General features: G+C 68.5%; 5 protein-coding genes and 1 pseudogene. 5 read left to right on the top strand and 1 reads right to left on the bottom strand.

Annotated features, from left to right (window positions below):
* The 5 genes and pseudogenes from HY68_RS43740 to HY68_RS13865 all read left to right on the top strand — a co-directional run.
* A pseudogene (locus HY68_RS43740) lies at positions 1-473 on the top strand (hypothetical protein); the annotation flags it as partial.
* A gap of 51 nt (positions 474-524) precedes the next feature.
* Positions 525-962, top strand: a complete 438-nt coding sequence (locus HY68_RS13850) for a roadblock/LC7 domain-containing protein (RefSeq protein ID WP_041988628.1) — start codon at positions 525-527, stop codon at positions 960-962.
* A 1-nt stretch (position 963) separates the two neighbouring features.
* Positions 964-1,338: a DUF742 domain-containing protein gene (locus HY68_RS13855; RefSeq protein WP_041988631.1), complete on the top strand. Its 375-nt coding sequence runs from the start codon at positions 964-966 to the stop codon at positions 1,336-1,338.
* Positions 1,328-1,960 (top strand): ATP/GTP-binding protein, encoded by a 633-nt coding sequence (locus tag HY68_RS13860; protein ID WP_041988633.1) that lies wholly within the window; start codon positions 1,328-1,330, stop codon positions 1,958-1,960. The genes HY68_RS13855 and HY68_RS13860 overlap by 11 nt, the downstream gene beginning before the upstream one ends.
* Positions 1,957-2,535 carry a GAF domain-containing protein gene (locus tag HY68_RS13865; RefSeq protein WP_041988635.1) on the top strand — a complete coding sequence of 193 codons (579 nt, stop codon included), beginning with the start codon at positions 1,957-1,959 and terminating at the stop codon, positions 2,533-2,535. Before HY68_RS13860 ends, HY68_RS13865 begins: the two co-directional genes overlap by 4 nt.
* A gap of 84 nt (positions 2,536-2,619) precedes the next feature.
* Here HY68_RS13865 and HY68_RS13870 read toward each other — a convergent pair whose 3' ends face one another.
* Positions 2,620-3,819 carry an acyl-CoA dehydrogenase family protein gene (locus tag HY68_RS13870; RefSeq protein WP_041988638.1) on the bottom strand — a complete coding sequence of 400 codons (1,200 nt, stop codon included), beginning with the start codon at positions 3,817-3,819 and terminating at the stop codon, positions 2,620-2,622.
* Positions 3,820-4,261: the final 442 nt, after the last annotated feature.

Here is a 4,261-nt window from a genome sequence, read left to right on the forward strand (position 1 = left end):
AGTCGGCGAGCGGTTCGGTCCACAGCATCGGCTCGCAGTCGCAGTCGCGGCAGTCCACGGCGCCGAGGCACGGCCAGTCGCGCGGCGGGGCACAGAGCCAGCCGCAGTCGCAGCCGCGCGGACCGGTACCCGCGCAGGTGTCGGCGCAGCCGTCCCGGGTCCCCGCCTCGTCGTCGGCGGGCTCGCCGTCCGACCCGTCGCCGGCACCGCTGCCCCAGCGGCGTACCGCACCGCCCGCCCCCGAGGTCGAGGAAACACCGGCCGCCGACGGCAGACCGCTGCTGCCCAAGCGCAGCGAGATGTTCCGGCCGCCGGAGCTACCGAGCCTCACCGAGGACCGCGACCGCGAAGTCGTCGCCCCCAACCCGCAGCTGATGGCCCGCTTCGCCTCAGGTATCAGGCTCGCCACGGCGGACGACAGCGCAACAGGACCGACGGAACCCGACAGCGACCACAGCGACCGCACCCGCTGACCACGCGCGACCGGGACTTCCGGGTCCGACCAACCATTTACGGAGTCACTCATGCCGAACGACGTTTTTCCTGCGCCACAGTCAGACCTTGACTGGCTGATGGCCGATTTCATCAGGCGCGTCCCCGGTACGGAAGGCGCCGTCCTGGCGTCCAGCGACGGTGTGCGCAAGCACTCGCACGGCCTCAGCATCGACGAGGCCGACAAGCTCAGCGCCATCAGCACCGCCCTGTGCTCGCTGGCGGGCGGCGTCCGTGACATCAAGGGACCCGCCGACGGCAGAGTCCGGCAGGTCGTCGTCGAGCACGACAACGCGCTGCTGTTCGTGTCGATGGCGGGCCCCGGCGCCGTCCTCGGCGTCCTCGCCTCCGACACCGCCGACCTGGGCGCCGTCGGCTTCGAGATGGGGCAGCTCGTCAAGAGCGTCCCCGAACACCTCAGTACACCACCGAGGTTGCGGACCTCCCCGGCCAGCGACGCGGCGCGCTGACATGGGAGCTTTAGACGGCACCCCCTGGGTGGACGACGACGAGCACGAGGTCCGTCCGTACGCGCTGACCGGCGGCCGGACCGTTCCGACGAACAACATGAGCCTGACCTCGCTGCTCAAGGCGCGTGCCACGGCGCCCTCGGGCTATCTGAGTCCCGAGGCGGCCCAGGCGCTGGCGCTGTGCCGCGGCGAGGCCCGCTCGGTCGCCGAGGTGGCTGCCACGCTCCAGCAGCCCGTACAGGTGGCCAAGATCCTGCTGTCCGATCTGCTCGACGCGGGCGCCCTGATCATGGCGATGCCCAGCAGAACCGCAGATCCCAAAGACCCGCACCTCCTGGAGGCAGTGCTTGAGGGCCTACGAACCTATGTCATCTGACGATCCCATCGCCCTGAAGATCGTGGTCGGGGGCGGGTTCGGCGTCGGCAAGACCACCATGATCGGCGCGGTCAGCGAGATCAAGCCGCTGTCGACCGAGGAGACGCTCACCGCAGCGAGCAGCGGCACGGACCGGCTGGAGGGGGTGGAGAACAAATCCACCACCACCGTGGCGCTGGACTTCGGCCGCATCACGCTGCGGCGGCAGAACCTGGTCCTGCTGCTGTTCGGCACCCCCGGCCAGGAGCGCTTCTGGTTCACCTGGGACGACCTGTCCCTGGGCGCCATCGGCGCGGTCGTCCTCGCCGACACCCGCCGGCTGCTGGACTGCTTCGCCGCCGTCGAGTACTTCGAACGCCGCAACGTCCCCTTCGTCGTCGCGGTCAACGAGTTCGAGGCCGACGACGCCTACCGCTACAGCCCGGAAGAGGTGCGGGACGCGCTCGAACTCAAGCCTGACGTACCGGTCCTGCTCTGCGACGCCCGGGACCCGGCGTCGGCCAGGCAGGTACTGATCACGCTCGTGTCGTACGCGCACTCCGTCTCCGTCCGTGCCGCGCAGACGGCGCAGACCTCCGCACAGACCGTTCAGCATTCCAGCAGCCTGGGAGCTCCCCAATGACCTATGACACCGAAGCGGGTCTCTACCTGCCGTCGCCCGACTCCGAGCTGGGGCGGCGTGAGCAACGACTGCGCGAGCTGGGTCTGGGGGACGTACCCGACACGGAGTTCGACGCGTTCGCCTCCCGGCTCGCCGAGGCGGCGGGCGCGCCGTACGCGATGGTCAACTTCATCACCGGGCACCAGTTCTTCGCCGGTCTGCACACGCCGACGGGACCGCCGGACGCCCGGGGTCTGGACCCGGCGGGCAACGTCGCCGAGGTGGGCCGGTCCATGTCGCGCGACCACGGGTACTGCCCGGACGTGCTGAACCGCCGCCGCGCGCTGGTGCTGCCGGACGTGTACGCCTACCCGAGGTTCGCCTCGAACGAGGTCGTCGACCTGATCGGGATCCGTACGTACGCGGGTGCCCCGCTCATCGACGAGCGTACGGACACGGTGCTCGGCACCGTCTGCTTCGTCGGCACGGAGCCGCGCGGCAAGGAGACGGGCCGGGACACCCTGCAGCTGATCAAGGAGAGCAGGGACCAGCTCATGGACCTCATCTACGACCGCACGGGCGGCGCACCGAGGTAGCGGAGAAGGCCTGCCGCTGACCGATGGCCGGACTTCATCGGCCGGTCATCGGTTGGGGGCGGGCCTTTTCGTTTTACGGCCGGGTCAGCGGAGGGCTTCGGCCGCCACCGGGACGGCCGCCAGCCGCTGTGACCAGGCACCCTTCGAGGTGCCCATCGCCACCTCGGCGAGCCGGATGAGCTGGACGTCGGAGGTGCCTGCCGGCGCGAAGATATGGAACGCGTCGCGGGTGTAGCGCTCGATCGGCCGGTCGGTCGAGAGACCGATCCCGGCGTGGATCTCCATGGCGGCGCGCGCCGAGTCCATCGCCGACTCGACGTTGATGAGCTTCGCGTTCATCAACTCGGCGTCGCAGGGCAGGCCTTGGTCCAGCAGATGCACCGCGTGGTACGCGGTGAGCTTGGCCGTCATCAGCCGGGACTGCATCTGTCCCAGCTTCTGCTTGATGGTGGGCAGTTCGGCGAGCGCGGCACCGTACCGCTGACGGTTCGTCACGAACTTGACGGTCTCCTCGACGATCGCCCGGTGGATACCGAGGGAGACCGCGGTCAGATTCGCCCGCCCGTAGAGGATGCTGGACGAGTAGGCGACCGGCAGTCCGTCGCCCTCGTTCCCCAGCAGGTTCGCCGCCGGGACGCGGCAGTTGTCGAAGATGAGCTCGCCGAAGGAGAAGCCGTGCAGCCCCATCGCGGGGCGGTGCGGGGCGAGCGAGAAGCCGGGCCGGTCGGACTCCACCAGGAACGCGGAGAGCCCCTTGCTGCCGGGTCCTGTCCTGACGACGACGCCGTGCAGATCGCCGACGTGGGAATTGCCGACGAACACCTTGCGACCGTTGAGGAGGTAGTCGTCACCGTCGCGGACGGCCGTCGCCTCCATGCCGAGGACATGGCCGCCTGAACCGGCCTCGGTGACGGCGATGGTGGGCAGACAGTCACCGGCCGCGATCTCGGGGAGCCAGGCCTTCTTCTGCGTGTCGCTGCCGAAGTGGATGATCTTCGCGACGCCGAGCTGGGACGCCTGGACCATGGCGCCCATGGCGCCGCTGACGCGGGCCAGTTCCTCGATGATGATGGTCTTCGACAGATGGCCGGCCCCCATGCCGCCGTACGTGCCGTCGATCGTGACGCCGAGCCACCCCTGCCGGGCGATGAGACGGGAAAGTTCGTACTGGACGGCCCGTGACGCTTCCATCTCGGGGATCCGGGGCCGTACCTCGGCTTCGGCGAAAGTTCTGACCTGATTCCTCAGACGTTCATGGCTCTCTGTGGTGAAGTAGCCGCTCATTCTTCTAACAGCCCTCTCTTGCGGGTCATCAGTCAGCGTGCCTGAGCTAGGTTCACGAAGCGATTTGCGCATGGCCGGTGGGGGTGACCACTCCACAGTGACGAGCAAACGCTTTCGTTGCAGCAGCGCCCTGGGGTCGTTTGAGGGTCGCTTGCGGAACCGGTTACACCACGTGCATGTCTGACTATCGACCGTTCATGGGCCTTCTTGGCGTTTTGTCGACTCAGCCACAATCGGCAAACGACCACGAAACGATCCCGAAGGGATCTGGGAACGACCGGTAACGCCAACTAACGATCAGTGAGCGTGTCCGAAGACGGCTCCGTGGACGTGTCGGAGGACACGTTTGAGGGGGCGTCGGGCGGGGTCGGGTATGCGGGGGGCATGTGCCGGGAGCTGTGCGGGCGGAGCTTTCAGGCGAGCGCGGGGCCGCCCCTTTTTG

The sequence above is a fragment of the Streptomyces sp. AcH 505 genome, assembly GCF_000818175.1.
Taxonomy (GTDB): Bacteria; Actinomycetota; Actinomycetes; order Streptomycetales; family Streptomycetaceae; genus Streptomyces.

Bases quoted from the DNA above. Each gene is read 5' to 3' on its own strand.
- HY68_RS13865 (WP_041988635.1), top strand. From the start codon at position 1,957: ATGACCTATGACACCGAAGCGGGTCTCTACCTGCCGTCGCCCGACTCC.
- HY68_RS13860 (WP_041988633.1), top strand. From the start codon at position 1,328: ATGTCATCTGACGATCCCATCGCCCTGAAGATCGTGGTCGGGGGCGGG.
- HY68_RS13855 (WP_041988631.1), top strand. From the start codon at position 964: ATGGGAGCTTTAGACGGCACCCCCTGGGTGGACGACGACGAGCACGAG.
- HY68_RS13870 (WP_041988638.1), bottom strand. From the start codon at position 3,819: ATGAGCGGCTACTTCACCACAGAGAGCCATGAACGTCTGAGGAATCAG.
- HY68_RS13850 (WP_041988628.1), top strand. From the start codon at position 525: ATGCCGAACGACGTTTTTCCTGCGCCACAGTCAGACCTTGACTGGCTG.